The following is a 23,098-nucleotide window of genomic DNA, read 5'->3' as shown; positions in this document are numbered from 1 at the left end:
GCGCCTCCCGGCAAGGACGAAATCCATGCTAGCACGCAGTTATTTAACGCGTGCGACAGCTTATTTCAGCAGATCTTCGACCTCTTCCAGCGACGGCGAATGCGCGCCCGAATGCCGGCACGCCGCCGCGCCCGCCGCGAGCGCGAACTTCAGGTGATCCGACCAGCCGCCGTGGCGCGTCATCAGGCTGTAGAGCAATCCGCCGATGGACGCATCGCCCGCGCCGACCGTATCCGCCACTTCGACGCTCGGCGGGCGCGCGCGAAATTGCTCGTCGCCGGCGTAGAGCGTGGCTTCGGCCGAACCGCGCGTGACGAGCACGGTGGCCTGGGGATTCATCGAACGGATTTTCGCGAGCGCGTCGGCTTCCGGCATGCCCTTGAACAGCATGTGCAGATCTTCGTCCGATACCTTGATGAGATCGGCGAGACCCGCCATGTTGCGCAGGATCGGCTCGTAGCCGTGTTCCATCAGATTGCGGTAGTTCGGATCGAAGCTGATCTTCACGCCATGCTCGCGCAACTGCGCGGCGAGCGCGGCGAGCGTGCGCCCGAGCGGCTGGCGCACGAGGCTGATGCAGCCGAAGTGCGCCCATTTCACGCGCTCCATCCAGCCTGGCGGCAGCCGCGACGGGTCGAACGCCAGGTCCGCGCCGTTTTCGCCCATGAAGTAATACGTCGGCGGCTGCGTCTTGTGCACGATCGCGAGCAGTGGCGGGCGCTCTACGCGCTGCATGAAGCGCATGTCGAGACCGGATGCGGCGCTCGCTTCCCACAGGTCGTCGGAGAAATTGTCCGTGCCGAGCGAGCCGGCGCAGGCGGTCGGCAGGCCGAGACGCGCCACGGCGCGCGCGACGTTCCAGCCCGCGCCGCCGGGACGAGAAAGCCAGCTCGACACGTCGGTGCGGATCATGTCGGTGAGGATGTCGCCCGCCGACACGAACTGCGGGAAGTTGGAATGCTCGCTTGCCATGGTGTTCACCGTGAGATTTGGGGCGAAGAAAGCGCGTTCAGCACTTCGTAGCACGCGCCCATCGTGTGATAGTCGGTCTTGCCGGCCGGACTCTTCTCGTCGCCGTACTTGCGGTTGTCGCACGTGAGGATGCGATACCACGCGCCGTATTCGTGATCGACGAAGTGCGCCCAGCTATAGCGCCACAGTTCGTCGTAGCAGTCCCAGAAACGTTCGCGGCCCGTGCGTGCGCCGAGCAGCGCCGCCGCGGCGAAACTTTCCGCCTGCACCCAGAAATATTTGTCGTGGTCGCAGATGCTGTCGTCCGGGCCGAAGCCGTAGTAGAGGCCGCCGTGACGGCTGTCCCACGCGCGGCTGAATCCGGCGTCGAACAGTTCGATGGCGCGGGGGCAAAGCCACGACAGCGCGCGATGCCGCTCCAGAATCAGCAGCAGCTTCGCCCATTCGGTCTGATGCCCCGGCTGAAAGCCCCACGGCCGGAAGATGTTCGAGCTGTCGGATTCGTTGTAGTGCCAGTCCACCGACCAGTCGCGGTGAAAATGCTCCCACACGAGCCCGTGCGACAGCTTCGCCTGCCGCAGCGTGATATTGCCCGCAATCTTTTCCGCGCGATCCAGATAGATGACGTGGCCGGTCGCCTCGTACGCGGCGAGCAGCGCCTCGGTCGCGTGCATGTTCGCGTTCTGCCCGCGATAGGCGGAAAGCTGCCAGTCGGGCGTGGCTTCGTCGGCGTAGAGGCCGGCGTCGGCGTCCCAGAAGCGCTTTTCCATGATCGCGAAGGTTTCGTCGATCATCGGCTTCGCTTCGTCGATGCCCGCCATCGCCGCATGCGCGCACGCGAGCAGCACGAACGCCATGCCGTAGCAGTGGCGCGTGCCGTCGAGCGTGCGCTTCTGTCCGCCGCGCCACTCGATTTCCCAGTCGTAGCCTTCGTTCGCGGCATCCCAGTGGGCGTCGCGCAGGAATTTGAAAGCGTGGCGCGCGTCGTCCTGATAGGCGGCGTCGCCGAAATGGCGGTAGGCCATCGCGTAATTGAAGACGAAGCGCGTGCTGCTGACGAGATGGCGCGTCGTGCGGTCGTAGACGCTGCCGTCGTCCCTGAAATAGTGGAAGAAACCGCCGGACGGATCGCGTGCGTTGGGCGCGTAGAACGCGAGCGTGTCGCGCACGTGCGAGAGCAGGAAGTCGCGGCTGCGGAAATCGGTCGCGCGTTTCACTGACACTTCTTCCGCGAGGGCAGGTGAGGCGGTCATGTTCATGGCGTGCTGATGTCCTGTTTCGTCCCCGAGCTCGCGCGCGGAACGAAGGTGACGGCGACGAGCGTGTCGGCCTGGCTCGGCGGGCTCGATTGATCTTCCAGCAGCAGCTCGACGCCGCGTCGCCCGAGTGCTTCCTTGTCGACGGTCACGGTCGAGAGCGGCGGCGTGCTTTGGGCGGCGGCCGGGATGTCGTCGAAACCGACGAACGCAATGTCGTGCGGCACGCGCAAGCCGTGCATGAGACAGACGCGCATCGCGGCGAGGGCTGCTGCATCGTTATAGGCGAAAACGGCGTCGGGCAGCGGAGCGGATTGCGCGCGGGCGTCGGCGATCAGGCGCTCCATCGCATCGGCGGCGGCGAGATCGGCGGGCAGGCCGGGCTGCGTCATGATTTCCAGCGTCGGATCGAAGAGCAGGCCGGCGTCGAAAAATGCCTTCCGATAGCCGAGCGCGCGCTGCGCGATGCTGTGATGCGCGAGCGATCCGCCGATGAACGCGATGCGCCGCCGCCCCTGCGCGAACAAATGCTGCATTGCGAGCGAAGCGCCCTTCACGTTGTCGATGTTGACGGAGCGAAAACCCGGCGCGCGAAGATCGATCAGCACGGTGGGCCGCGCGAGCGAATGCAGGTGCGCGAGCAGTTCGGGCTCGACGAAGCCCGCGACCGCGATGGCGTCGGGCGCATGCAGCCGCATTTGCTGCGCGAGATCGTGCGTCGGACCGGCGGTGAGCACCGACGGAACGAGACGCCGCTCGCGGCACGCTTCCTCGAAACCGTGCAGCACATGCGAAAAAAACGGGCTGACGGCGAAATTGTTGTGCTGTCGGTGCAGCAAAAAGGTCACGCGTCGAATGCGCGTGCGCAACTGTCCCGAGTCATAGCCGAGCTGCTGCGCGACTTCGACGACACGCACGCGCGTGGCTTCGGACAAACCCGGTTGATTCTTAAGCGCGCGCGACACCGTCCCGATCGAGACGCTTGCCGCACGCGCGACATCGCGAATGGTGGTGGCCATCGTGGTGTTCTCTGTCTCCGCCTGTTTTTCGGCTTTCTACCTCTTGCCCGCGGGGCGATGTTTACCGCGCCCGCCGGATTCGCTTTTCGAGAGCGATTGTATAGTAAAAAACCGGAAAAACAGCCTATTTGAGATAGGAGAAAACCAGTAGATCCTTGTTATATATGAGATTCCTTGCGATTTGTTTGTTTAGTAAAAAAGAAGAAACATCAAGCCGCCGATGCTTCCCGGTCGTGTATCGAGCGCGTGTCGGGTGCCCAGACATCGAGAACCAGGTCGTCGTCCCAATAGTGGCAAAGCACGGGCATGCTCATGCGGCCGCGCAGCTTGGCGTGAACGTCGTCGCCGTTCTGACTCCAGCCTTCGATTGGCCTGCGCCAGTGGCACGCGACCACCGCGCCATGGCGCGACAAGCTCTGATGAATATGCTCGACGATATGCCATAGCTGCGGCTCGTCAAGGTAATAGCCGATTTCGCTGATCACGACGAGATCGACCTTGCCGCTCGGCCATACATCGGGCAACAGCATCTGCTGAACCTCGACGTTCGGACAATGTGCGACTCGTTGCCGCGTCAGCGCGACGGCATCCTCGGAGATATCGGTGGCGATGAGTTGGTCGCATCGCGCCGCGAGCAGCGCGGTCAGTTCGCCGTTGCCGCAGCCGGGTTCGAACCCGCGCGCGTAGTGCTCGTGCGGCAACGAAGCGAGCGTGAGCGCTCGCTTTCGCCGTTCATACCAGCGATGCCGGATTTTCCAGGGATCATCGTTTTCGCGATAAAGATCATTGAAGTACTGCTTAGTATTGTTAGTGTTGTTTTTCATATGAGTACGACTTCGAAAGGCCGAGTCAGCCGGGCCAGCACATGATCTGGCAGTACTGGCGCCTGACCGGTTGCGGCGTCAGGTTCGAGTTGGCTTCGGAAAGCCTGCACGGCCCGAAGTTTCCGGGCGTGCGTTGCGCCGTCGAGAACGATGCGGCGGGCACGGCTCCATGGCACGCGCGTATCGTCCGGCGACGCCCAGTGCCAGGTCCAGAGCGGCACTTCCACGCAAGGCAATTCGAGCGCTTCGGCCGCTGCATGAACGGCGCGCCCGGCTGCCTCGTGGTCGGGATGCCCATCATAGCGCCAAGTCGTGAAAACGATATCACCCGGTTGAAGATGTTCGGATAGCATTCCTGATAAATTGGCATCGATACTGCCGGGCTCGCCATCCTGAAGTCCGAGCCTGACCACCTGAGCGTGACGCAGGCGCAGCCGTTGCAGCGCGGACCGCGTTTCCTGCGGCCGCACGCGTGCAAGGCGCTCGGGCGGCCATTCGGTCGAATCCGGGTGGCTCGCGGTGCCGTCCGTCACGGCGATGATCAGTATGTTTCGGCTGATTTCCGAAAGACGCGAGAGCAGTCCGCCGGTGCCGAGGATTTCGTCGTCGGGGTGTGGCGCGACTACGACAGCCCGCCCGCCGAAAGGCACGAGTACCGCGGGATCGACTTCGGGCAAAGCACCCAGACGCCCCCAGCCCTGCCAGGCGGCTTCGGGTGTGCCATCGCCGGAAATGGTTCGATCGATTGCTGTCGGGTCGGCCGACGCTCGCGTGCTCACACTTGCCATGAAATCCTTTCCTCCTCGATGACGCGCTCGGCGAGCGATGCTTCGTCGCGCTCGGCGTGGCTTTGTCGAATGAATACGGGCAGGTCGGCCATGAGCTGCGCGAAGTGCGCGTTCCGGCATAGCGGGCCCGCGCCCAGCGCACGGCCCGCGTGCTCGACGACGAACGCCGCCGCACGCTCCGCCGCGAGACGTGCGCGCATGACGGGAAGGAGCGCGTCGGCGGCGGGTTGGCGGTCGATCAACGCCGCCGTTTCGCGCAGCAGCGCCGCCGTTGCGCTGAGCGTGGTGTCGATGGCGCCGAGATGCGCGAGCTTGTGCGGTCCGGCGCGCTGTTTCGCGTCGCGCGCGACGAATTCGGCGATACCGGCCGCCGCGCCGAACCAGCACGCGGCGATGCCCGCGCCACCGTGCCAGAAGCCGGGACGCTCCAGATAGGCGCGCGGCGGTCCGATCAACCGCGCGCGCACGCGCTCGAACCGGACATCGACGCTCGCGCTCGCTCGCATGCCCACCGCTTGCCAGCCCGCACCGGTGATTTGCACGCCATCCTCGCTCAAGTCGACGGCTGCGAGCACCGGTTCGCCGCGCTCGTTCCAGGCGGTCACGAGCGCATGCGTGACCGATGCCGCGCCGGAACACCAGAACTTCGCGCCTTGCAGCAGTACGGTCGCCGCGCCGGGGTCGCCTAGCGCCGAAAGACGCGCGTTCGGCGGTTCGGCCGCCCATACGGCCCACGCGCTGCCATCGTTCGGCCGGTCGTTGTCGAGTTCGGCGAGAATCGCCAGAGCATCCGTATGACCTTCGTACAGCTTGACGAGCGACAAGTCGAAAGCGGCTACGGCGCCGAGCGCACGCCAGCGCTCGCTCGTTCTGCCGTGACCGGGCAAGGGCAGACGGTCCAGACCGGCATCGATCAGCGCGCGCAATGCACGGCCCGTGTCTTCGGCATTGCCGCGCTGAAACAGCATCTCGCCGAGAAAGGCGCGCAACGTGGATGCCGCGGCATGGTCTTCGGCTTTATTCATCTTTCGTCCCGCATGACGTGTCCTGTATTCGCTTCCTGGCTTGCTATGAACAGGAGTGTGGCAAGGGACATGCCCGGCCGCCATTCAGCCGAAAGGGGTAGGCCAAAACGCCGGACGAGAGGCAGCACACAGACGCGATTCGATGAGAAAAGTCAGGTGTTCTGGCCTATTCCGTTTGGCCGAATCGACGTTGGCGCGAAACCGCGCTCAAATGACACGAAGGCCGCATGTCGCGGCCTTCGTCGGGGAAGGGGAAAGAGGATGAAGCGAGGAACGCCCAGCGTGGGCGGGCGTGAATCAGCGGCGCGCGGGCGCGCCGACGTTTTTGCCGTCGCGTGCCGGTTCGGGCGCGGTTTTGCGCGCACCCCACCGTTGCGCGAGCACGGCGCACACCATGAGCTGGATCTGATGGAACAGCATGAGCGGCAACACGACCGCGCCGACCGCATGCGAAGCGAAGATCACCTTCGCCATGGGAATGCCGGAGGCGAGGCTTTTCTTCGAGCCGCAGAAAATGATCGTGATCTGGTCCGCGCGCGAGAAGCCGAGGCGCTTCGCCACGAACGCCGTGATGCCGAGCGCGGCCGCCAGCAGGAGAATGTTGACCGCAAGCAGGCCCGCGAGCGTGGACAGCGAGATCGAATGCCAGATGCCTTCGTTCACGGCCTCGCTGAACGCCACGTACACCACGAGCAGAATCGAGCCTTGATCCACGAACTTGAGCATCGCCCGGTGCTTGTCGATCCATTTGCCGATGGCCGGCCGCAGCAGTTGCCCGGCGATGAACGGCACGAGCAGTTGCAGCGTGATGTTGCCGACCGTGTGCCAGGGCGAGCCGGTCGTCGCGCCGTGATTGCTCACGACCAGCCCGACGAGCGCGGGCGTGATGAAAATGCCGAGCAGGCTGGACGCGGACGCGCTGCACACGGCGGCCGGCACGTTGCCCTTCGCCATCGAGGTGAAGGCAATCGACGACTGCACGGTCGAAGGCAGCGTGCAAAGGAACAGGATGCCGGTATAGAGCGCGGGCGTGACCAGCGGCGTGAGCACCGGCTTGAGCACGAGGCCGAGCAGCGGGAATAGCGCGAAGGTGCTGAGCAGCACCACGAGGTGCAGCCGCCAGTGGGTCGCGCCCGCGATGATCGCCTCACGCGAGAGCTTCGCGCCGTGCAGGAAGAACAGCAGACCGATGGCGAAATCGGTGATCCAGTCGAACGCCACCGCCACGCCGCCGCGGCATGGCAGAAAGCTCGCGATGATGACCGTGCCGACGAGCGCCAGCGTGAAATTGTCGGGTAGGAGTTTGGGCCGTGCCATTCAGAGAGTCTCGTGCCTGGGCTTGCCGGGTGTGCTGCTGCTCGGCGTGATGGGGGTCAAGTAGGGAAAAACCATGATTTTCGCTCGTACCCGATTAAATTGGCAAATTCATTTGCTGGATCGATTGATGACCAAAGCGCATGAGCGGCGGAGTTGAGCATCGGAATCGGCGTCTGGGGAGCAACATCCGGACCGTTGCGCATTGTCAAATCACGGGCAGAATTTCATCACATGATTGGGCGTCCGAAACGCCTGCCGAAAGCGAAAAACTCTGACGTAACATGGTGTTACAACCATCGAGCGGGCCTAACACTTTTTGGCTCGACTGCCGCCTCGACGCCCAATAAATTGTTGAATACACCGGTCGGCGGGTTTTTGCATCGTGTCGATGCCATACCTCGAATGCTCCGACTACGGCCGGGTGTCCCGTTGGCTCGCAGCCCCGCTTTCGATGCCACGGACGAGAATATGGGTCGGACGCAGGCAGTTTGGACATGGCGCTCACTGGCTTTCGCAAGACTACCCGGCTTTTCGCATCTGCCGCGCTCGGCGCGCTGGCGGTGGCGGGTTCGCTCGCGCTCGCCGGACCGCGTGCCGAGTGGCTGTCGTCGACAGTATTCAGCGATACCGCCAGCAGCAGACAATCGCTGCACTACACACCGGTCGCCGCCAAAGACGGTCTCACGCCCGTCAGCGCCGAAGTGCGCCCCGTGCCGCGCGTCGAGCAAGCCGTGCCCATGCGCGGTTCCGGTTCCATCCGCGCCGACATCACGCGTTACAACGAAGAGCGCAGTCTGCCACGCCCGCCCGGGCGCCCGGCGGACGATGGCCGTACACCGGCCAACGCAAGCTACCGCAACTGATCAATTCGTTTCACCCGCTCCGGTTCGGAACGCAAAAGTATTGGCGCGTCTAGTTCCGCTGTCACGATGACGTAATCTCACCACAGTTACGCATCGAATTTCCTCCAGACATTCCTCTCTTTTTTCCGTGCACGGACAATGCGCCGTGCGCCGCAATTAGCCACTTCCCAGCGTATTTCAAAAGACTTTCGACCTCTTAAAAGGCGCGCCGCTGCTCGCTTTGAAGGACGTCGATGCCGATGAAAATCCGGCGCGCGCGCACAACGGAATCCGTTTTGCCGCGTTTGCCAGCGCTCAGCATTATCCGAACCGCTATACCCGCAATAACCAAACATATTTTTGACCGGAAAAATGGTCCGTAAAGATGGTGTCGCTCCACACGCGACGCCCTTTCGCCCATTCGACCAACAGGCCCGGTCAGACGAGGCGAGTGCAACGCCCCTCGCCCGCCAAGCTTTCAATTTTCGACAAAGACAGGAGAGTTCATGAAGTCAATCGTCAACCGTGCGCCGAAGACCAGGGTGAAAGCAACGGTCAAGACCACCGTGGTCGCCGCAGCGATGCTCGGCCTCGTCGCCGCGGGCGCGGCACACGCGCAATCGAGCGTTTCGCTGTACGGGCAGGTCGACGAATGGGTCGGCGCAACCAAGTTTCCGGGCAGCGATCGCGCCTGGAACGTGAGCGGCGGCGGCATGTCCACGTCGTACTGGGGCATGAAGGGCGCCGAGGACCTCGGCGGCGGCTACAAGGCCATCTTCACGTTGGAAAGCTTCTTCCGCGCGCAGAACGGCCAGTACGGGCGCTTCCAGGGCGATACCTTCTTCGCGCGCAACTCGTACGTCGGCATTCAAGGGCCGATCGGCACGATCACGGCGGGCCGTCTGACGACGCAACTCTTCGTCTCGACGATTCTCTTCAACCCGTTCGTCGATTCCTACGTTTTCTCGCCGATGGTCTATCACGTGTTCCTCGGCGCGGGCACGTTCCCGACGTACCGGACGGATCAGGGCGTGATCGGCGATTCGGGCTGGAACAATTCCGTGCAGTACACGTCGCCGGACTTCAACGGTCTGTCGGGCAGCGTGATGTACAGCTTCGGCAACAGCGCCGGCGACGGCCGCTCGAAGAAGTACAGCGCGCAGTTCCTGTACTTCCACGGCCCGTTCGCGGCCACCGGCGTGTATCAGTACGTGAACTTCAACAACACGCCCGGCGACCTGACCTCGGTCGACGGTTTCGCCACGCCCGGCTACAAGAGCCAGAGCGTCGGACAACTCGGCGCGTCCTACGACCTGAAGTACGTGAAGTTCTTCGCGCAGTACATGTACACGAAGAACGACTACGAAGGCCCGGGCACGTTCCACGTCAATACCGGGCAGGGCGGCGTGACGATTCCTCTGGGACCGGGCACGGTGATGGCGTCGTATGCGTACTCGCGCAGCAACGGCGGCCTCGACCAGACGCACAAGAGCTGGGCGCTCGGCTACGACTATCCGCTCTCGAAGCGCACCGACGTCTACGCCGCGTACCTCAACGACAAGTACACGAGCCTGTCGTCGGGCGATACCTTCGGCGTCGGCATTCGCGCGAAGTTCTGAGCGGCATCGATTCAAACAAAACACCGCGCCTTCGAGCGCGGTGTTTTTGTTTTATGCGACAGAAAAATCAGCCGATCGCGAGGCGCGCCTTCGCGTCGTCGTATTCGCGCCTGAGCCGCTCAACCAGTTCGGCGACGCTCGGCACGTCTTCCATCAGCCCGACGCCTTGTCCCGCGCCCCAGATGTCCTTCCACGCCTTCGCCTTGCTCGTGCCTTCGGCAAAATTCATCGCGGTTTTGTCCGACTGAGGCAGCGCGTCCGGATCGAGCCCGGACCTGACGATGCTCTCGCGAATGTAATTGCCGTGCACGCCCGTGAAAAGATTCGTGTAGATGATGTCGGCGGCGGTCGAATCGACGATCGCGCGCTTGTAATCCTCCAGCGCGTGCGCTTCCTTGGTCGCGATGAAGCGCGTGCCCATGTAGGCGAGGTCCGCGCCCATCGCCTGCGCGGCGAGAATCGAGCCGCCGTTGGCGATGGCGCCCGACAGCACGATGGGTCCGTCGAACATGCGCCGCACTTCGCCGACGAGCGCAAACGGCGACGTGGTGCCCGCATGGCCGCCCGCGCCGGCCGCCACGAGAATGAGGCCGTCGACGCCCGCTTCGAGCGCCTTTTGCGCGTGCCGCAGATTGATGACGTCGTGCAGCACGATGCCGCCATACGAATGCACGGCGTCGATCATCTCCCTGACCGGCGCGCGCAGGCTCGTGATGAAGATCGGCACCTTGTGCTCCACGCACACGCGCACGTCCTGTTCGAGCCGCGCATTCGACTGATGCACGATCTGATTGACAGCAATCGGCCCGATGACCGCATCGGGATGCGCGGCCTTGTGCGCGGCGAGCTCGCCTTGAATCTGCGTGAGCCATTCGTCGAGCAATTCGGTGGGGCGCGCGTTCAGCGCCGGAAACGAACCGACGATGCCCGCCTTGCACTGCGCGAGCACGAGTTCGGGATAACTGACGATGAACATAGGCGAGCCGACGACGGGCAACGCGAGGTGCTGCAAGATGGCGGGCAGGGCCATGGCACGAGTCTCCTGATTGTGTCCGAGCAGCGTCGAGGTCCATTCTGGCACGCACCCTCATTCTGCGGATAGCGCGTGATTGTGACCAGCGAACGATCGTTCGATTATAGCCAGAGCATTCGCCGTGACATATCCGTCGAATCCCGAGGAAGTCTTCGGTTTCGGTGTTTGCGCGCATGCCGGCGCCCCGGCGAGTGCGGCGGCGCGCCTACAATCATCCGCAATGCCACGAACAAGAAAACCAATCATGTCTTTCGGAGACTACGCGCCGTTTCGTGTCGACGCGGCGGGCGTCGAGATCGTCGGGATGAAAGGCGGGGACGGGCCGCCGCTTCTGCTTCTGCATGGCCATCCGCAAACGCACGAGATCTGGCACAAGTGCGCCGGCGAGCTGGCGAAGCACTTTACCGTCATCGCGACGGATTTACGCGGCTACGGCGCTTCCGGCAAGCCGCCGAGCGACGCGCGCCACACACCGTATTCGAAACGCGCGATGGCCGCGGATCAGGTCGCCGTGATGCGCCACTTCGGCTTCGAGCGCTTCCTCGTCTGCGCGCACGATCGTGGCGCGCGTGTCGCGCATCGCATGGCGATGGATTTTCCCGACGCCGTCGATCGCCTGATGCTGCTCGATATCGCGCCGACGCTCGCCATGTACGAAGCCACCGACCGCGAATTCGCGACCGCGTACTTTCACTGGTTTTTCCTGATTCAGCCGACGCCGCTGCCCGAACTGCTGATCGGCGGCAATCCGAATGCGTACATCGACCGCGTGATGGGCAATCGTCACGCGGGCCTCGCGCCGTTCGCGCCGCACGCGTTGCAGGCGTATCGGGACGCGCTCGCGTCGCCGGGTGCGGTGTTCGCCATGTGCGAGGACTATCGCGCGTCGGCTGGCATCGACCTGGAGCACGATCGCGCCGATCTCGAACGCGGCCTGAAGCTCGCCTGTCCGTTGCGCGTGCTATGGGGCCGGGAAGGCGTGATCGAACGATGCTTCGATGCGCTCGAAGAATGGCGGCGCGTCGCGCGCGACGTGAGCGGCCGCGCGCTGCCGTGCGGCCACTACATTCCCGAGGAACAGCCCGAGATGCTGCTCGCGGAAATGCGCGCGTTCTTCGAGGCCGATGCACCCTGAAACCCGCGCCGGCATTGGTTCTTACGCGGGTTCAGGTGAGCGTTGGAAGTTTGTAGGGAAAGCACCGATGCACGTGAAATAGTGTCGCGCTACGATACGCTGGACGTTGATCACGTCCATATGATTCTGCCGCTTGCCGTAGCTGACAAGCGGCTTTCTTTTTGGTTTTCCTTTTTACCGGCGCGTGTGCGTTACGCCGCCGAGACGACGTCGCCGCTCACCTTCACCGAGCCGCCGCGCGCCAGTTCCCCCACGATCTTTTCGACGAGCGCACGGCGTTCGTGAGACGCCGCGAGCGTATCGGCGGCGGCGCGCATCGCGCGGGCGTGTTCCGTCATCGAGAGGATTGCCTCGAACGGCATGGCGCGCGCTTCCATCAACTTGAAGACGATCAGCACCTTGAGCGCGTTCTTCGCGTTGCGCGCGGGATCGGCCCGCAGATAGTCGAGGCGCGAAGCCGCCGTATCGAGCGCGCGCGCAACGTCGGTGAACGGCGCGCCGTGTCCCGGAATGACGATCTCCACGTCGAGCGTCGAGATGAGATCGAGCACGGCGCGCTCTTCCGCGAAGCCGCTTTCGCCTTCCAGTTCGGGAAAGATCACGCCGAAGCCGTTTTCCCACAACGCGTCCGCGCTGATGAGCACGCGCGTCTCCGGGCAATACAGCATCAGCGAATGCGGATCGTGGCCCGGCGCGCCGAGCACGTTCCAGTCGAAGCCGCCGAGCGCGAGCATCATGCCGTTTTCGATCGTGCCCGTGAAGCCGAAACGATCGCAGCGCTGGCCGGTCGCGCGGAAAGTGAGCGCTTCTTCGTCCCACGCGCGTACGGCGTGCGCTTCGCTCGCGGGAATCAGCGTGTCGCACGCATAGGTTTGCTGGAGCAGCGCATTGCCGCCGCAATGATCCGAATGAAGATGCGTATTGACGATCAGATCGAGCCCGCGCGCGCCGAGCGTGCGCCGCACGAGCGCCAGCGTCTGCGGCGCATGCGACGCATAGCCCGTATCGACCATCGCCGTGCCCGCCGCGCTCGTGAACAGCACGTTGTTCGACGAGAGCCATCCGCGTTCGAGCACCGTGATCGACTCGGGCAGCGCCTTCATGCGCCTTTCTCCAGTGGCATGACGACGATGGTCGCCGTCGCTTTCATTACGCTTTCGCCGAGCTGATTGCGCGCGCCGCCTTCGAGCTTCACGAGATCGCCGTTCAGGCTCGGTTTCCACTTCGCTTCGGTGACGCGCCAGTGCATCGTGAGCACGTCGTTCGCCTTCACCGCGCGCGTCAGTTTGATGCCGAACTCCAGGCCGAGCGGCTGCGCGTCGCGCGAGAAATGCGCGGCGAGCATCGCCATGAGATGCGCGGTCGGCTGCGTGCCCGATGCGATCAGCGTGCCGAAGCGGCTCGCGCGCGCATAGGCGTCGTCGTGATGCAGCGGGTTCGTGTCGTTGACGAGCGTCGCGAAATGCCTGATCGAGTCGGGCGGCAGTTCGAGCGTCGCGTCGAACGATTCGCCGATCGTCACGACGCGCGCGCCTTGCCGGCGGCTCTCGACGCGCGCGAGCACGGCGCGCTTTGCGTCATCGTCGCAGGCGGCCCACGCGGCGATTTCGTCGAGCGTGCGAAAACAGCCGTCGCAGAAGCCGGTTTCCGGATTCATGCGGCACACGTCGACGCACGGCGACGCGATCTCGGTCATGACTTCGCGCATTACGACACGACTTCGCGCAGCGCGACGTCCGCGACGGGCGCGCCCGTCAGCTCGATCAACTCCTGCGGCGACAGATTGAACACCGCGTGCGGATGCCCGGCGGCGGCCCACAGGCTGTCGAGCGCGAGCAAGTCTTCGTCGATGAGCGTGACCGGCGTGACCGCGTGGCCGATCGGGCACACGCCGCCGATCGCGTAGCCGGTTTTCTCGCGCACGAACTTCGCGTCCGCGCGCGCCAGTTCGCCGACGCGCGCCGCGACCTTGGCTTCATCGACGCGATTCGCGCCGCTCGCGATCACGAGCACGGGCGAGTCGTCTTTCTTGCGGCGAAAGAGAATCGACTTCGCGATCTGCGCGACCGCACAGCCGAGCCCCGCCGCCGCTTCCGCCGACGTCTTGCCGGTCTCGGGCAGCATCACGACGTCGTGCGGATGCCCGCGTTCCTTCAACATGAGCGCGACGCGGCGCGCGGATTCGGGTAATGAATCGATCATCGTGTTCCTTTTCGGCTCAGGCGCAAGCGGCGGCGCCGTCGCGCTTCTTCGTGAGGATCGCACGGCCCGCGCGCGACGAACTCGGCTTGTTGATGGCGCGCGAAATGAAATCGCCGATCTCGACGAGCTGATCGAGATCGACGCCCGTCTCGATGCCGAGCCCGTTCATCAGATACACGACGTCTTCCGTCGCGACATTGCCGGTCGCGCCCTTCGCATACGGACAGCCGCCGAGACCCGCGACCGACGCGTGATAAATCTCGATGCCTTCGAGCAGCGCCGCATAGATGTTGCCGACGGCCTGGCCGTACGTATCGTGGAAATGGCCGGACAGACGCTCGCGCGGAAACACCTTCTGCACCGCCGCCATCACTTCGCGCGTGCGTTTGGGCGTGCCGACGCCGATCGTGTCCGCGATGTCGATTTCATCGCAGCCGAGCGCCTTCATGCGCTCGACGACATCCACGACCGATTCGATGCTCACTTCGCCCTGATACGGACAGCCGAGCGCGCACGAGATGCTGCCGCGCAGCCGCATGCCCGCGTCTTTCGCGGCCTTGGCGACCGGCTCGAAACGCGCGATGCTCTCCGCGATGCTGCAATTGATGTTCTTCTGCGAGAACGCCTCGCTCGCCGCGCCGAAGATCACGATTTCGTCCGCTTTCGATTCGAGCGCGCCTTCGAAGCCGCGCATGTTGGGCGTCAGCACCGAGTAGATCGTGCCTGGACGGCGCTCGATGCCGGTCATGACGGCGGCGGCGTCGGACATTTGCGGCACCCACTTCGCCGACACGAACGAGGTCGATTCCACGTTCACGATGCCCGCCCGCGCGAGCCGGTTGACGAGCTCGATCTTGGTTTCGGTGGGCACGAATTCTTTCTCGTTCTGCAGGCCGTCGCGCGGCCCGACTTCGACGATTTTCACTTTTGACGGAATCATGGCTGTCTCCTTTTCTATGCGATGGGTTCAGTATCCGCGCCTGAAATCGACGATGCCGCTGATCGGCTCGCCGCGCGCGAGCGCCCTGATCTTGCCGGCGATCTGCACGATGCTTTCCTCGCGCAGCGTTTCCGCCGAAATGTGCGGCGTGACCGTCACGCGCGGATGCGTCCAGAACGCGTGATCCGGCGGCAGCGGCTCGGTGTGGAAGACATCGAGCGTCGCGGCGGCGAGCTGGCCGCTGTCGAGCGCGGCGAGCAGGTCGTCATCGACGAGATGCGGGCCGCGCGCCACGTTCACGAGATACGCGCCGCGCGCGAGCCGGGCGAACGTGCGCGCGTTCAGCATGCCCTCGGTGTCCGGCGTATGCGGCAACAGATTGACGAGCACCTTCACGCCGTCGAGGAAGGCGTCGAGCTGTTCCGCGCCCGCGTGGACCTGCACGCCTTCGATCGTCTTCGGCGTGCGGCTGTAACCGCGCACGGGCACGCCGAGTTTCAGCAAGCCCTTCGCCACTTCGCCGCCCAGCACGCCGAGGCCGAGCACGCCGACCGTGAACGATTCGCGCGGGTGCTGCGGCAGCTTCTGCCAGCGGCCTTCGCGCTTAAGCGCATCGTATTCGTCGAAGCGGCGCAGATAGCGCAGCACGCAATACGTCGCGTATTCGACCATCTGCTGCGCCATGCCCGTGTCTTCGAGACGCACGAGCTTCGCGTTCGGCGGCAGCGTGCCGGGTTCCTTGCGCTCGACATCGAGGATCGCATCGACGCCCGCGCCGAGATTGAACACGGCCTGAAGATCGGGGCGATTCGCAAATAGCTCGTGCGGCGCGCGCCAGACGATCGCGTAATCGGCGGGAGCCGTGTCGCCCGGTTCCCAGACGCGCAGGTCCGCATCCGGCAACTCGCGGCGCAGGCCGCCGAGCCAGGCGTCGAGGTCCGCGTTCTGTTCGTAGAAGATGATTTTCATGGCCGCATCGATCGGGTTCAGTTGGCGTGCGAGTGTCCGCAGGCACGCTCCGCCTGCTCGACGCTCACATTCTGCGCAGCGTCCGCGCGCATGCCCAGACGCTCGATCAGCTTGCGGTCGGCTTCGGCTTGCGGATTGCTCGTCGTCAGAAGCTGGTCGCCGTAGAAGATCGAATTCGCGCCCGCCGCGAAGCACAGCGCCTGCAGCGCTTCGTCCATCTGCTCGCGGCCCGCGGAGAGGCGCACCATGGCTTTGGGCATCGTGATGCGCGCCACCGCGATCGTGCGCACGAACTCGAACGGATCGAGCGCTTCCGTGCCGGTGAGCGGCGTGCCCGAGACCTGCACGAGATTGTTGATCGGCACCGATTCCGGATACGGCTCCATGTTCGCGAGCTGCGAGATCAGCCCCGCGCGCTCGCGCCGCGATTCGCCCATGCCGACGATCCCGCCGCAGCACACGTTGATGCCCGCGTCGCGCACGCGCTCCAGCGTGTCGAGCCGGTCCTGATACGTGCGCGTCGAGATGATCTGGCCGTAGAACTCCGGCGACGTATCCAGATTGTGGTTGTAGTAATCGAGGCCCGCATCGCTCAGCGCCTGCGCCTGATGCGCTTCGAGCATGCCGAGCGTCACGCAGGTTTCGAGGCCCATCGCCTTCACGCCGCGAATCATGTCCTTGATCGGTTCCAGATGCCGGTCCTTCGGATTGCGCCACGCCGCGCCCATGCAAAAGCGCGTCGCGCCGTTGGACTTCGCGACTTCGGCCGCTTTCAGGACTTCATCGACGTCCATCAGCTTTTCGGCCTTCAGGCCCGTGTCGTGATGCACCGACTGCGGGCAATACGCGCAGTCTTCCTCGCAGCCGCCCGTCTTGATGGAAAGCAGCGTGGAAAGCTGCACCGCGTTCGGATCGAAGTTTTCGCGATGCACGGTCTGCGCGCGATACAGCAGATCGTTGAACGGCAACGCGTACAGCGCGACGACATCGGCGACGCGCCAGCGCTGCATCGGTTGCGGCGTGGCCGTGGAAGGGGTCTCGGCAGCGATTTGTTGCGTCATGGTTCAATCCTTTCGATGAAGCGGGTGAGTCAGAACGCCGATATCGAGCGCCTCGGCGGCGCGCTTTGCGTCGTTCGGCGCGAGATGCGGAATCACGCCGATGAGCGGCGCGTCGATGCGTTGTTTCAGTGAAGCGATGTTCTCTTCCGGGTACAGCATGGCCGGATCGATGCGATTCGCGACCCAGCCCGCGAGCTTCAACCCGCGCGACGCGATCGCCTCGGCGGTCAGGAGCGCATGGCTGATGCAGCCGAGCCGCATGCCGACGACGAGCACCACCGGCAGATTCAGCGCGACGGCGAGATCGGCGGTGTCGTGCGTGTCGGTCAGCGGCACGCGAAAGCCGCCGACGCCTTCGACCACGACGATATCCGCTTTCGTGACGGCAAAGCGATGCGCGTCGACGATCTTTGAAATATCCAGCGCAATGCCTTCGCGCGCCGCGGCGATGTGCGGCGCGATCGGCTCGCGCATCATGAACGGCGTGCGAATGTCGTTCGGCAGCGCGACGTTCGCGGCGGCGTCGAGCTGATCGGCGTCTTCGTTGTGCAGCACGCCGTCGCGTTCGATCGCGCCCGAGGCGATCGGTTTCATTGCGGCGGCGGAGAGGCCCGCGCGCGCGAAGCCGTGCAGCAGCGCGCACGAGACGAAGGTCTTGCCGATCTCGGTATCCGTTCCGGCGACGAAGAAAGATAAAGCGCTCATAGGCTGTTCAGGGCGTGATCGAGCCGCGCAAGATCGTCTTCGCTGTGCGCGGCGGAAAGCGAAATGCGCAGGCGCGACGTGTTCTGCGGGACCGTCGGCGGACGAATCGCGGGCACCCAGAGGCCGTGCTTGTCGAGCGCGGCGGCGATGGCGAGCGTTTCGTCGTTGCCGCCGATCACGAGCGGCTGCACGGCGGTATGCGAATCGACCGGCATCCAGCGCGTGCGTTTGAGCATCGCACGCGTGGTTTCGATGAGCGACGCGAGATGCGCGCGCCGCTGATCGCCTTCCGCGCCCCCGATGATTTCGATGCTCTTCGACACCGCATGCGCGACCGCGGGCGGCGACGCCGTCGTGAAGATATACGGACGCGCGCGCTGCACGAGCCATTCGACGACGGTTTCATCCGCCGCGACGAACGCGCCTGACACGCCCGCCGCCTTGCCGAGCGTGCCGACATAGACGAGATGCGGCGAGCGCAACTGCAGCGCCGCGAGCGCGCCGCGACCCTGCGGGCCGAGCACGCCGAAACCGTGCGCGTCGTCGACGACGAGCCACGCGCCGTACTTTTCCGCAAGCTGGACCAGACGTTCGAGCGGCGCGATATCGCCGTCCATGCTGAACACCGTGTCGGTGACGATCAGTTTCGTCGCGGCGCTATCGCCGGAGGCGTCGAGCATGGCGTCGAGCGCCTGCATGTCCGCGTGCGGATAAATCTGCGTCTCTGCGCGCGAAAGTCGCACGCCGTCGATCAGCGACGCGTGATTCAGCGCGTCGGAGAACACGAGCGTGCCGCGTCCGGCGAGCGCCGTCACCACGGCGAGATTCGCCATGTAGCCGGTGCTGAAGTAGAGCGCGCGCGGCGTGTCGACGAAACCGCCCGAGAACGCGGCGAGATCGTCTTCGAGTTGCGCGTGCGCGCGCGAATGGCCGCCGAGCAAGTGCGAGCCGCCGCTGCCCGCGCCGTAGCGCGACGCGCCTTCGGCCAGCGCCGCGCGGATCGCCTCGTGCGCGGCGATGCCGAGATAATCGTTGCTCGCGAAGCCGACGATCTCGCGGCCATCGACGGTCATATGCGCCGAGCACGCGCTGTCGATGGTCTTGCGGCGGCGGCGCAGGCCGCGCGCGTCGATATCGGCGAGGCCCTGTTTTAGCGTGTCGTACAGCGCTTGCGAAGTGGCGGTGTTCATGCTGTCTCCGCAAGAGTGGCGTCGAGCGTTTCGCGCATGCGTCGCGCGAGGAGATGGAGCTCGTCGTCGGTGAGGATGTACGGCGGCATCGCGTAGACGGTCGTGCCGATCGGGCGCATCAGCAGTTCGCGCTGCAATGCCTGAGCGAAGAAGCGGCGCGAGAACGTTTTGTCGGCGATATCGACGTCGAACGCGAAGATCGTGCCGCGATTGCGCAGATTGCGTACGCGTTCGTGTTGCGCCAGCGGCTTGAGCGCTTCGTTCAACAGCGCCGATTTGCGGCGATTTTCCGCAAGCACGTTCGCGCTTTCGAACAGATCGAGCGTCGCCAGCGCGGCGCGGCACGCGAGCGGATTGCCCGTGTACGAATGCGAATGCAGAAAGCCGCGCGTGACGTCGTCGTCGTAGAAGGCGGCGTAGATCGCGTCGCGCGTGAGCACGATCGAAAGCGGCAGGTAGCCGCCACTGATGCCCTTCGAGAGACACACGAAATCCGGCCAGATATTCGCCTGCTCGCACGCGAAAAACGTCCCGGTGCGCCCGCAGCCGACCGCGATTTCATCGGCGATCAGGTGGACGCCGAATTCGTCGCACAAGGCGCGCAGTTGCGTGAGATACGACGCGTCGTACATCGACATGCCCGCCGCGCATTGCACGAGCGGCTCGACGATCACCGCCGCGAGATGCGCCGCGCGTCGCTCGAACAGCGCGCGCATCGCGGCGATGGCTTCATCGACGCCCGCCGCGCCCGGCGACGCGACCACGTGCGCGTGGCGAATCAGCGGATCGTAAGCGTCCTTGAAGATGGCGACATCGGTGACGCCGAGCGCGCCGATGGTCTCGCCGTGGTAGCTGTTCGCGAGACAGGCGAACTCGCGCTTGTCGCTCTGTCCGCGATTGCGCCAGTAGTGAAAGCTCATCTTCAGCGCGATCTCGACCGCCGACGCGCCATCCGACGCGAAAAACGCATGGCCGAGCGTGTGCTGCGTGAGCGCGGAGAGGCGCTCGGCCAGCTCGACGGCGCTCGTGTGCGTGCAGCCCGCGAGCATCGCGTGTTCGAGCGTGTCGAGCTGATCCTTGAGCGCGCGGTTGATGTCGTCGTTCGCGTGGCCGAAGAGATTCACCCACCACGAGCTGATCGCATCGAGATAGCGCTTGCCTTCGTGGTCGTAGAGCCACGCGCCCTTGCCGCGTGCGATCGGCACGAGCGGCGCGCGTTCGTGATGCTTCATCTGGGTGCACGGATGCCACACGGCTGCAAGCGAGCGGGCAACCCAGTCCTGATTGGCTTCTGTGTTCAAAAACGGCTCCGAGGCCCGCGCACGATGCCGGGCCGGATACTTCGGGCAGGCATCGAAGCGCCTGCGTTGCTGGGAAAACTGCGTGCGTCAATTATCCCTAAAACATGCGCAACCTTCCGTATTCGGAAGGTTTTTGCGCCATGCGTGTGCGCGCAATGGAAATGCGAAAACGCGCTATCGCCTCTAACTTCGCCGATTTCGATGCGTTGTCGCGCGAAAGACGCAAAAACGCCGGCGCGAAGGCCGGCGTTCGAGACGTGCGGGAAAGCGCGTTTCAGCGCGAGGCGGTCTGCGTCTCGGCCGCCTGATCGTTCCAGACGACGCGATTGTTCACCGCATAGAGCTTGCACGGGTCCGCGCTCTGCTTCTGGCAACTCGCGATGGCGACGGCCATCGGATCGTCGCCGCCTTCGGCCCACGACCACGCGCCGGAATCCGAAACCGCGAACGCGCGGCTCGAATACTGCGACAGGAAATTGCGATAGCCGGCGCGGCCATTGTCATCGAGAAAGGGCACGGACTGCACCGCGTCGAGATCGGCGAAGGTGGTCGCCTTCGGCATGTGCGGCTCGGAAACCTGATATTGCACGGACGTCGGCATGCCGATCTGCGCGAGGAACGCCTTCACGCGCGGCCACCAGACCTGCACGCCGTCGCGATCGCCGACCAGCCGGTGCGCGTCGTTCTTGTAGGTGCCGAAATCGACCATGCTCGAGCGCGCGCCGTGCGACGTGAACGCGGCGTACATCTGCGCGGAGAGATCGCCTTGCCAGACCGAATCGTTGTCGCCGTAGAGCCACAGCGAGGGCAGGCGCACATGCTCGCCGTAAGCGCCGAACGCGTTGACGAGATTCTTTTGCCAGCCCGCGCATTCGTCCTGACGCAGTCCGCCGGAAAAGTTGATGAGGCCGCGCACGCCGGGCGCCGCGACGGCATCGCGCGCGCCATAAGCGATCGTCGTCAGGCCGCCGTGCGACGTGCCCGCGACCACGATATGCGTCTTGTCCACATACGATTGCGCGCTCATGTACGCGACGGTCGCGGCGACGTCCTGCGCCTGCGCGAAGCCGTTCGCCTCGACGTTGCAGCCGTGACCCGTGTAATCGCCGCCCGAGCCCGCGAAGCCGCGGCGGTTCGGCACGACCACCACGTAGCCGTGGCGCACGAATTCACGCGCGAGCGCGACCGGACGATTGCGCGGCTGCGCGTGCGAATCGCCGGGCAGCTTGCCGTGATTGAAGACGATCATCGGGAACGGACCCGCGCCGTCCGGCTTGAACACGGTGGTTTCGAGCGCGATATCGCCTTCGGGAATGTCGATGACGCTTTCATTCAGACCGTTCGCGACGGCGGGCAGGCCGGCGTCGAGCGAATCGGGGATGCGCGAAAGCGATTGCGTGAACGCGGGCGCCTGGAGACCTTCGGACTGACGCACGCCGCCGATGGGTTCGGCGCGCGCCACGGATGTGACGAACGACGTCGCGAGCGAGCACACCATGCTGCATCCGACTAACCAAGTTCTGATCGCCATCCGTTGAACTCCGACCGCGCTTCCAATCAATGCGTTGATACGGCGTGACCCTGACAACTTTTGAAGTCAAACCTATCGCGCTGCTCGTATTGAGCAGTATCGGCTGCGGGTTCCGGGAGTCATGCCCGAATAAGGCATGACAATTGGCTTCAAAACGGGGCATCGCTGCGAACGTCCGGGCACGGAAATGACTGCGCCCTGACGTAACAGAGATTAACCGTTCAAAATTGCACTGCACAATAAGTGCAACCCCGTAACTGTTTAATCTGAAAGGAAATTCTTAGGAAATTACTACCGCGGCGCGCGCTATATTTCTGAAGTCCATATTTACTTTTCTTTTATCTGACCATCGACATATATCCATCGTCCGGCGGCGTTGCGCGTGAACCGGCTGGCTTCGTGGAGCCGATGCGCGCGCCCGCCCGTCTTGTAGCGCGCGACGAACTCGACTTCTTCGTGATCGGCATCGATTTTCGTATGGCGTCTGATTTGCAGGCCGAGCCAGCGCGTGCCGTCGCCGGAAGCGTCGAGGTCGGGCGGGCAGGTCGATTCGGCCCATGTTGCGCTCAGATACGCCGTGTCGCCGAGCACGTAGGCGGTGTAGCGCGAACGCATCAGTTCCATTGCGTTCGCGGGCGCTTCGCCGCGTTCGACGAAACGCCCGCAGCAATCGTCGTAGCGCGGCGCGCGTGCATCCGGTCGCTGGCCGGGCGCGGCGCCGCCGCAAGGGCAATCCAGCGGCTTCATTCAGCGACGCCCGGCATCTCGACGTGACGCGGCTGGCTGCGCACGCGATCGAGCCACGCGCGGATCGCCGGATAGCGCGACAAATCGACATTCGCCTGATCCGCGACGTGCGTGTACGCGTACAGCGCGATATCCGCAATCGTGTAGCGCTCGCCGACGAAGAACGCGCGCGTCGCGAGATGCCGTTCCATTACGTCGAGCGCGCGGTACGAGCCCGCGATCCTGTCGGGCAGGCGGGCGTCGTCGGGCTGCTTCAGGAATTGCAGGATGAAGCGCGCCACCGCGACGAACGGCTCGTGACTGTATTGCTCGAAGAACATCCATTGCAGCACTTGCGCGCGTTCGAGCCGGTCGGCGGGAAGGAGCGGCGAGCCGTCGGCGAGATAGGCGAGAATCGCGCCGGATTCGGCGAGCGTGGTGTCATCGTCGATGACGAGCACCGGCACCTTGCCGTTCGGATTGAGCTTTTTGAATGCGTCGGTGCGGGTCGCGCCGTTCATCATGTCGACTTCGTGCCAGACGTAAGGCAGGCCGAGCTGTTCGAGGACGAGGCGAACCTTGTAGCAGTTGCCGGATGCGGACACGCCGTGTACCTGATAACTCACTTTCGCTCCTCGTTGAG

Annotated in this window: 24 protein-coding genes; 4 read left to right on the top strand and 20 right to left on the bottom strand. The window is 64.4% G+C overall.

Features of this window, described 5'->3' with window-relative positions; translation table 11 throughout:
- Positions 1 to 60: 60 nt before the first annotated feature.
- From LY284_RS12265 to LY284_RS12235, 7 genes are all read right to left on the bottom strand, one after another.
- The gene (locus LY284_RS12265; RefSeq protein ID WP_233386319.1) at positions 61 to 972 is read right to left on the bottom strand and encodes a carbohydrate kinase; all 912 of its coding nucleotides are present in this window, start codon (positions 970 to 972) and stop codon (positions 61 to 63) included.
- A gap of 5 nt (positions 973 to 977) precedes the next feature.
- Complete coding sequence (locus LY284_RS12260; RefSeq protein WP_233386317.1) at positions 978 to 2,231, bottom strand: AGE family epimerase/isomerase; 1,254 nt, start codon at positions 2,229 to 2,231, stop codon at positions 978 to 980.
- Positions 2,228 to 3,247 carry a LacI family DNA-binding transcriptional regulator gene (locus LY284_RS12255; RefSeq protein WP_014190143.1) on the bottom strand — a complete coding sequence of 340 codons (1,020 nt, stop codon included), beginning with the start codon at positions 3,245 to 3,247 and terminating at the stop codon, positions 2,228 to 2,230. Before LY284_RS12255 ends, LY284_RS12260 begins: the two co-directional genes overlap by 4 nt.
- 209 nt (positions 3,248 to 3,456) lie before the next feature.
- Positions 3,457 to 4,071, bottom strand: coding sequence for a trans-aconitate 2-methyltransferase (locus LY284_RS12250; RefSeq protein WP_014190144.1), 615 nt, complete (start codon positions 4,069 to 4,071; stop codon positions 3,457 to 3,459).
- Positions 4,068 to 4,859, bottom strand: coding sequence for a PIG-L deacetylase family protein (locus LY284_RS12245; RefSeq protein WP_014190145.1), 792 nt, complete (start codon positions 4,857 to 4,859; stop codon positions 4,068 to 4,070). Before LY284_RS12245 ends, LY284_RS12250 begins: the two co-directional genes overlap by 4 nt.
- A complete protein-coding gene (locus tag LY284_RS12240; RefSeq protein ID WP_233386315.1) occupies positions 4,847 to 5,884 on the bottom strand; it encodes an acyl-CoA dehydrogenase in 1,038 nt (345 codons plus the stop codon). Before LY284_RS12240 ends, LY284_RS12245 begins: the two co-directional genes overlap by 13 nt.
- 297 nt (positions 5,885 to 6,181) lie before the next feature.
- Positions 6,182 to 7,201 (bottom strand): bile acid:sodium symporter family protein, encoded by a 1,020-nt coding sequence (locus LY284_RS12235; RefSeq protein ID WP_014190147.1) that lies wholly within the window; start codon positions 7,199 to 7,201, stop codon positions 6,182 to 6,184.
- A 494-nt stretch (positions 7,202 to 7,695) separates the two neighbouring features.
- On the opposite strand from LY284_RS12235, the gene LY284_RS12230 reads away from it, so the two are divergent.
- The 3 genes from LY284_RS12230 (at position 7,696) to LY284_RS12225 (ending at position 9,662) form a co-directional block, all read left to right on the top strand.
- Positions 7,696 to 8,064, top strand: a complete 369-nt coding sequence (locus LY284_RS12230) for a hypothetical protein (RefSeq protein WP_014190148.1) — start codon at positions 7,696 to 7,698, stop codon at positions 8,062 to 8,064.
- A gap of 220 nt (positions 8,065 to 8,284) precedes the next feature.
- Positions 8,285 to 8,407, top strand: coding sequence for a hypothetical protein (locus tag LY284_RS38645; protein WP_255727833.1), 123 nt, complete (start codon positions 8,285 to 8,287; stop codon positions 8,405 to 8,407).
- A 142-nt stretch (positions 8,408 to 8,549) separates the two neighbouring features.
- A complete protein-coding gene (locus LY284_RS12225) occupies positions 8,550 to 9,662 on the top strand; it encodes a porin (RefSeq protein WP_041730057.1) in 1,113 nt (370 codons plus the stop codon).
- Positions 9,663 to 9,729: 67 nt separating this feature from the next.
- Here the strand turns inward: LY284_RS12225 and LY284_RS12220 are convergent, their stop codons facing one another.
- Positions 9,730 to 10,692 (bottom strand): nitronate monooxygenase family protein, encoded by a 963-nt coding sequence (locus LY284_RS12220; RefSeq protein ID WP_014190150.1) that lies wholly within the window; start codon positions 10,690 to 10,692, stop codon positions 9,730 to 9,732.
- A gap of 247 nt (positions 10,693 to 10,939) precedes the next feature.
- Here LY284_RS12220 and LY284_RS12215 point away from each other — a divergent pair, with 247 nt between their 5' ends.
- Positions 10,940 to 11,830: an alpha/beta fold hydrolase gene (locus tag LY284_RS12215; RefSeq protein WP_041730059.1), complete on the top strand. Its 891-nt coding sequence runs from the start codon at positions 10,940 to 10,942 to the stop codon at positions 11,828 to 11,830.
- A gap of 191 nt (positions 11,831 to 12,021) precedes the next feature.
- Here the strand turns inward: LY284_RS12215 and LY284_RS12210 are convergent, their stop codons facing one another.
- From LY284_RS12210 to LY284_RS12150, 12 genes are all read right to left on the bottom strand, one after another.
- Positions 12,022 to 12,933, bottom strand: a complete 912-nt coding sequence (locus LY284_RS12210; protein WP_014190152.1) for an MBL fold metallo-hydrolase — start codon at positions 12,931 to 12,933, stop codon at positions 12,022 to 12,024.
- Positions 12,930 to 13,487: a DUF1289 domain-containing protein gene (locus tag LY284_RS12205; protein ID WP_014190153.1), complete on the bottom strand. Its 558-nt coding sequence runs from the start codon at positions 13,485 to 13,487 to the stop codon at positions 12,930 to 12,932. Before LY284_RS12205 ends, LY284_RS12210 begins: the two co-directional genes overlap by 4 nt.
- Before the next feature lie 50 nt (positions 13,488 to 13,537).
- Positions 13,538 to 14,032, bottom strand: a complete 495-nt coding sequence (locus LY284_RS12195) for a YbaK/EbsC family protein (protein WP_233386306.1) — start codon at positions 14,030 to 14,032, stop codon at positions 13,538 to 13,540.
- Between the two features lie 16 nt (positions 14,033 to 14,048).
- Positions 14,049 to 14,972, bottom strand: coding sequence for a hydroxymethylglutaryl-CoA lyase (locus tag LY284_RS12190; protein ID WP_014190155.1), 924 nt, complete (start codon positions 14,970 to 14,972; stop codon positions 14,049 to 14,051).
- A 27-nt stretch (positions 14,973 to 14,999) separates the two neighbouring features.
- Positions 15,000 to 15,941, bottom strand: coding sequence for a glyoxylate/hydroxypyruvate reductase A (locus LY284_RS12185; RefSeq protein WP_014190156.1), 942 nt, complete (start codon positions 15,939 to 15,941; stop codon positions 15,000 to 15,002).
- 17 nt (positions 15,942 to 15,958) lie between these two features.
- Positions 15,959 to 17,002, bottom strand: coding sequence for a biotin synthase BioB (gene bioB / locus LY284_RS12180; protein ID WP_014190157.1), 1,044 nt, complete (start codon positions 17,000 to 17,002; stop codon positions 15,959 to 15,961).
- 3 nt (positions 17,003 to 17,005) lie between these two features.
- Positions 17,006 to 17,707, bottom strand: a complete 702-nt coding sequence (gene bioD, locus LY284_RS12175; protein ID WP_014190158.1) for a dethiobiotin synthase — start codon at positions 17,705 to 17,707, stop codon at positions 17,006 to 17,008.
- Complete coding sequence (gene bioF, locus LY284_RS12170; protein ID WP_014190159.1) at positions 17,704 to 18,897, bottom strand: 8-amino-7-oxononanoate synthase; 1,194 nt, start codon at positions 18,895 to 18,897, stop codon at positions 17,704 to 17,706. The genes bioD and bioF overlap by 4 nt, the downstream gene beginning before the upstream one ends.
- Positions 18,894 to 20,198, bottom strand: coding sequence for an adenosylmethionine--8-amino-7-oxononanoate transaminase (locus tag LY284_RS12165; protein WP_014190160.1), 1,305 nt, complete (start codon positions 20,196 to 20,198; stop codon positions 18,894 to 18,896). The genes bioF and LY284_RS12165 overlap by 4 nt, the downstream gene beginning before the upstream one ends.
- A gap of 274 nt (positions 20,199 to 20,472) precedes the next feature.
- On the bottom strand, positions 20,473 to 21,729 hold the full coding sequence (locus LY284_RS12160) for a dienelactone hydrolase family protein (protein ID WP_233386304.1): 1,257 nt from the start codon (positions 21,727 to 21,729) through the stop codon (positions 20,473 to 20,475).
- Positions 21,730 to 22,056: 327 nt separating this feature from the next.
- The gene (locus LY284_RS12155) at positions 22,057 to 22,476 is read right to left on the bottom strand and encodes a YchJ family protein (RefSeq protein ID WP_014190162.1); all 420 of its coding nucleotides are present in this window, start codon (positions 22,474 to 22,476) and stop codon (positions 22,057 to 22,059) included.
- The gene (locus tag LY284_RS12150; RefSeq protein WP_014190163.1) at positions 22,473 to 23,081 is read right to left on the bottom strand and encodes a glutathione S-transferase family protein; all 609 of its coding nucleotides are present in this window, start codon (positions 23,079 to 23,081) and stop codon (positions 22,473 to 22,475) included. Before LY284_RS12150 ends, LY284_RS12155 begins: the two co-directional genes overlap by 4 nt.
- Positions 23,082 to 23,098 lie beyond the last annotated feature (17 nt).

Origin of the sequence: Caballeronia sp. PC1 (assembly GCF_021353155.1) — a bacterium.
Lineage (GTDB): Bacteria > Pseudomonadota > Gammaproteobacteria > Burkholderiales > Burkholderiaceae > Caballeronia > Caballeronia cordobensis.
Note: the sequence above shows the minus strand (reverse complement) of the source record. Positions and strands in the feature narration are given on the sequence as shown.